This window comes from Nocardioides sp., assembly GCF_031422975.1.
Classification (GTDB): Bacteria; Actinomycetota; Actinomycetes; order Propionibacteriales; family Nocardioidaceae; genus Nocardioides.
This window is the reverse complement of the sequence record NZ_JANPEO010000175.1, coordinates 1-3,965: the sequence shown is the minus strand read 5'-3', so window position 1 is coordinate 3,965 and position 3,965 is coordinate 1. Positions and strand designations below refer to the sequence as shown.

General features: G+C 71.3%; 5 protein-coding genes and 1 pseudogene. 4 read left to right on the top strand and 2 right to left on the bottom strand.

Annotated elements, in window-relative coordinates; genetic code table 11:
* Window positions 1–62 precede the first annotated feature (62 nt).
* Entirely contained in the window at window positions 63–452 is a 390-nt protein-coding gene (locus tag RMO85_RS05505) for an alcohol dehydrogenase catalytic domain-containing protein (RefSeq protein ID WP_310527129.1), read from the bottom strand.
* Between RMO85_RS05505 and RMO85_RS05500 the strand changes: the two genes are divergently transcribed.
* The 4 genes from RMO85_RS05500 (at window position 430) to RMO85_RS05485 (ending at window position 3,250) form a co-directional block, all read left to right on the top strand.
* On the top strand, window positions 430–747 hold the full coding sequence (locus RMO85_RS05500; RefSeq protein ID WP_310527125.1) for a MarR family transcriptional regulator: 318 nt from the start codon (window positions 430–432) through the stop codon (window positions 745–747). The two genes, RMO85_RS05505 and RMO85_RS05500, sit on opposite strands and share 23 nt — an antisense overlap.
* Before the next feature lie 147 nt (window positions 748–894).
* Window positions 895–1,191: a DUF4193 domain-containing protein gene (locus RMO85_RS05495; protein WP_310527118.1), complete on the top strand. Its 297-nt coding sequence runs from the start codon at window positions 895–897 to the stop codon at window positions 1,189–1,191.
* Window positions 1,192–1,293: 102 nt separating this feature from the next.
* On the top strand, window positions 1,294–2,766 hold the full coding sequence (locus RMO85_RS05490) for an AlkA N-terminal domain-containing protein (protein WP_310527115.1): 1,473 nt from the start codon (window positions 1,294–1,296) through the stop codon (window positions 2,764–2,766).
* Window position 2,767: 1 nt separating this feature from the next.
* A complete protein-coding gene (locus RMO85_RS05485) occupies window positions 2,768–3,250 on the top strand; it encodes a methylated-DNA--[protein]-cysteine S-methyltransferase (protein ID WP_310527113.1) in 483 nt (160 codons plus the stop codon).
* 16 nt (window positions 3,251–3,266) lie between these two features.
* Here RMO85_RS05485 and RMO85_RS05480 read toward each other — a convergent pair.
* Window positions 3,267–3,839, bottom strand: a pseudogene (locus RMO85_RS05480) (IclR family transcriptional regulator); the annotation flags it as partial.
* Between the last annotated feature and the right edge of the window lie 126 nt (window positions 3,840–3,965).

The following is a 3,965-nucleotide window of genomic DNA, read 5'->3' as shown; positions in this document are numbered from 1 at the left end:
GTGGCTCTGACCTGCGGTTTCAATGATTGTCAACGTCGTCCGGTGACCCCTCAGTCGCCCTCTCACGGCGGTAGCGCCATACCGATCGGACCGGCGCCGTACACGAGGGCGGAGCTCTGGTCCGTCACCTCCGCAAGCTTGGCGGCGTGGAAGGCCACCGACATCGGCTCGACGAGCGCGCCCATCTCGAGCGACACCGAATCGGGGAGATGGTGCAGCTGGTTGCGGGGCACGACGGTGTACTCCGCCATTCCGCCGTCCTCCATCAGCCCGTGGAAGCCGATCTTCAGACAGAGGTTGTAGCGACCGCTCAGGCAGGGACGGCACTCACCGCAGCGATAGATGGGCTCGATCGTGACGTTGTCGCTCTCCTGGACGTCACTCACCCCCGTGCCGACCTCGGTCACCACGCCGGAGAACTCGTGGCCCATGACGTCGCTGGCGCAGCGCACCAACGCCACGCTGCCGCGGCTCTCGCACGTCGTACAGCGACTGGAGGATCGTGGCCTGGTGGAGCGATTCCCGTGCCCTGAGGACGGACGGGCCACGAACGCCCGACTCACCGTCGCCGGCTGGGACGCCGTCGTCGCCGCGGCCCCCGGGCACGTCGACACCGTGCGCCGCCACGTTCTCGAGCCACTCACGTCCACCCAGCTGGCGGAGCTGCGGAGCATCGGCGACGCACTGCTGACGCGACTGGACCCCGATGGGCGCCTGACCGGGCTGTACGACCCCGACCGCGACTAGACGTGCCGCTTGATCCTGCGATAGTCCTCGGCGGAGCAGGAGCGAGGCGGTCGGCGTCGTGCGCCTGCTGCCCCTCGCAACGGCCAGCATGTGGGCCGCGAGGGCATCGGGGTCTACGATTCGCGCTCCCACCGAGAGGACCTCCGCATGGCCACCGACTATGACGCATCCCGCAAGACCGAAGACGAACAGAAGGAGGAGAGCCGGGAGGCCCGCCGCCTCACCTCGGGCGAGCAGGACAAGACCTCGGGGAAGATCGACGAGGACGAGACCGAGCTTGCCGAGTCGTATGAGCTTCCCGGCGCCGATCTCTCCGACGAGATCCTCTCCATCGAGGTCACCCCGAGGCAGAACGACGAGTTCACCTGCACGTCCTGCTTCCTCGTCCAGCATGCGTCTCGACGTGACTCACCGGCCGTCGACGTGTGCGGCGACTGCGCCTGACGATCCACGGCCAACTCCGACGGCCTTCTTTCTTTTCGATACTCCGTCGCGGTGTCCGATTTCCGCTGGAACCAGCGTCCTGTCTCCGCCAGACTGGGTCCCATGCAGCGCACCGACCTCGACCCCGAGTCCTGCTATCGGGCAGTGAAGAGCAAGGACCGCCGCTTCGACGGGGTGTTCTACACCTGCGTCGCCACCACCGGGATCTACTGCCGCCCGAGCTGCCCCGCCCGCACCCCCGGGTTTGTCAACGTCACGTTCCGACCCACCGCGGCCGCCTGCCAGGGGGCCGGCTTCCGGGCCTGCAAGAGGTGCCTGCCCGACGCGACTCCCGGAAGCCCCGACTGGGACGTCGCCGCCGACGTGGCCGGGCGCACGATGCGGCTGATCGCTGACGGCCTGGTCGACCGGGAGGGCGTGGACGGCCTCGCGGCCCGGGTCGGCTACACGCCCCGCCACCTCGGGCGACTGCTCACCCAGGAGCTCGGCGCCGGCCCGCTCGCCCTGGCCCGCGCGCGCCGCGCCCAGACCGCGCGCATCCTGATCGAGACCACCGACATGAGCTTCACCGAGGTGGCGTTCGCCGCCGGCTTCAGCAGCATCCGTCAGTTCAACGAGACCGTGCGAGAGGTGTACGCCGCTTCTCCGACCGGGCTCCGCGGCCGGCGCGGCGGGCCCGGAGTCGCCGACGGCGCCGGGGCGATGCGGCTTCCCGTGCGCACGCCCTACGCCGGCGGGGCGTTGCTCGACTTCCTCGCCCTGCGCGCCATCCCCGGCGTCGAGGTCGTCGACGGCGAGACGTACGCCCGCACCATCGCCCTGCCGCACGGGCCGGGCACCATCAGGCTCACGCTGCCCGACGTCGTGGACGGGGGGACCACCGCCTTCGTCCGTGCAGAGCTCGCCCTCACCGACCTGCGTGACACCGCCGCTGCGGTCGAGCGGGCACGCCGCCTCCTCGACGCCGACTGCGATCCGCTGGCCGTGGCCGACGCGTTCGCGGGCGACAAGGTCCTTGGTCCGTTGGTCCGGAGGACGCCCGGACTGCGCGTGCCCGGACACGTCGACGGCAACGAGATCGCCGTCCGCGCCGTGCTGGGCCAACAGGTCAGCGTGGCTGGCGCGCGCACCATCGCCGCCCGGCTGACGAGCGCGCACGGCACCGAGATCCAGACCACGGTCCCCGGACTCACGCACCTGTTCCCGTCCATGGATGCCCTGGCCTCGATCGATTCGGAGGACCTGCCGATGCCGCGCGCGCGGGGGCGGGCCCTGACCGGGCTGTGTCGCGCGCTGGCCGATCGCGTCGTGGTTCTCGACCGCGGCGATGACCGCGACGCCGTCCGCAGAGGTCTCCTCGACCTGCCGGGCATCGGCCCCTGGACGGCCGACTACATCGCGATGCGCGCACTCGGCCACCCCGACGTCCTCCTCGACACCGACCTGGGCACGCGTGACGCGCTCCGCCGATTGGACGCCCCCGCCGACCTGGACAGCCAGACCTGGCGGCCCTGGCGGTCCTACGCCCAGAGCCATCTCTGGCACTCTCTCTCGCAGACCCAAGGAGTCAACTGACATGTGGACCGTGTTGCCCTCACCCATCGGCGACCTGCGGATCGTCGAGCGCGATGGCAAGATCAGCGCCATCGAGTTCTCTCCGTTCAGGCAGCCCGCCGACGGCCGACCGCTCGGCGCGCGTACCGACGACCACCCGGTCCTGGCCGAGGCGGTCCGACAGCTGCGGGCCTACTTCGACGGCGACCTCACAGATTTCGATCTGCCCCTCGCCCCCCGCGGCACCGACTTCCAGCAGCGGGTCTGGGACCAGCTCAGCAAGATCGCGTACGGCGACACCGCGTCGTACGGCGAGATCGCCGGCCGCCTCGGCCTGACCAACGCGGCCAGTCGGGCAGTCGGGACGGCCAACGGTCGCAACCCGATCCCGATCGTCATCCCGTGCCACCGCGTGATCGGCGCCGACGGCACGCTCACCGGCTACGCGGGTGGCATCGAGCGCAAGCAGACGTTGCTCGAGCTGGAGCAGGACGCGCTGTTCTGAGCCCGATCTGGCTGACTCAGTCGGCGGCTGCGCGGCGAAGGGACTCCGAGAGCCGATCGGCGGCAGCGAGTACGGCGGGCGCGTGCATCCGACCGGGTTGACGCGAGAGGCGCTCGAGCGGGCCCGACACGGAGACCGCGGCGATGATCTTGCCGCCGGGGGAGCGCACCGGGGCCGACACCGAGGCGACGCCCTGCTCGCGCTCACCGATGGACTGGGCCCAGCCGCGGCGCCGGATACCGGAGAGGGCGGTCGCCGAGAAGGCGGCATTGAGCAGACCACGGTGCATGCGCTCCGGGTCCTCCCACGCCAGCAGCACCTGCGCGGCCGAGCCGGCGCGCATCGTCAGCTGCGATCCGATGGGGATGGTGTCGCGCAGGCCGGAGGGCCGCTCGGCGGCCGCGACGCAGACGCGGTGGTCGCCCTGGCGGCGCCACAGCTGGGCCGACTCGCCGGTGATGTCGCGCAGTCGGGCGAGCACCGGACCGGCGGCAGCCAGCAGGCGGTCCTCGCCGGCGGCGGCGGAGAGCTCGGCCAGGCGGGGGCCGAGCACGAAGCGACCCTGCATGTCCCGGGCCACGAGGCGGTGTCGAGGAGGACGTCGGGGTGACCGAGTGCCCGCATCGCGATGTAGTCGGCCGTCCACGGGCCGATGCCCGGCAGGTCGAGGAGACCTCTGCGGACGGCGTCGCGGTCATCGCCGCGGTCGAGAACC

Bases quoted from the DNA above. Each gene is read 5' to 3' on its own strand.
- RMO85_RS05500 (WP_310527125.1), top strand. From the start codon at position 430: ATGACGTCGCTGGCGCAGCGCACCAACGCCACGCTGCCGCGGCTCTCG.
- RMO85_RS05495 (WP_310527118.1), top strand. From the start codon at position 895: ATGGCCACCGACTATGACGCATCCCGCAAGACCGAAGACGAACAGAAG.
- RMO85_RS05490 (WP_310527115.1), top strand. From the start codon at position 1,294: ATGCAGCGCACCGACCTCGACCCCGAGTCCTGCTATCGGGCAGTGAAG.
- RMO85_RS05485 (WP_310527113.1), top strand. From the start codon at position 2,768: ATGTGGACCGTGTTGCCCTCACCCATCGGCGACCTGCGGATCGTCGAG.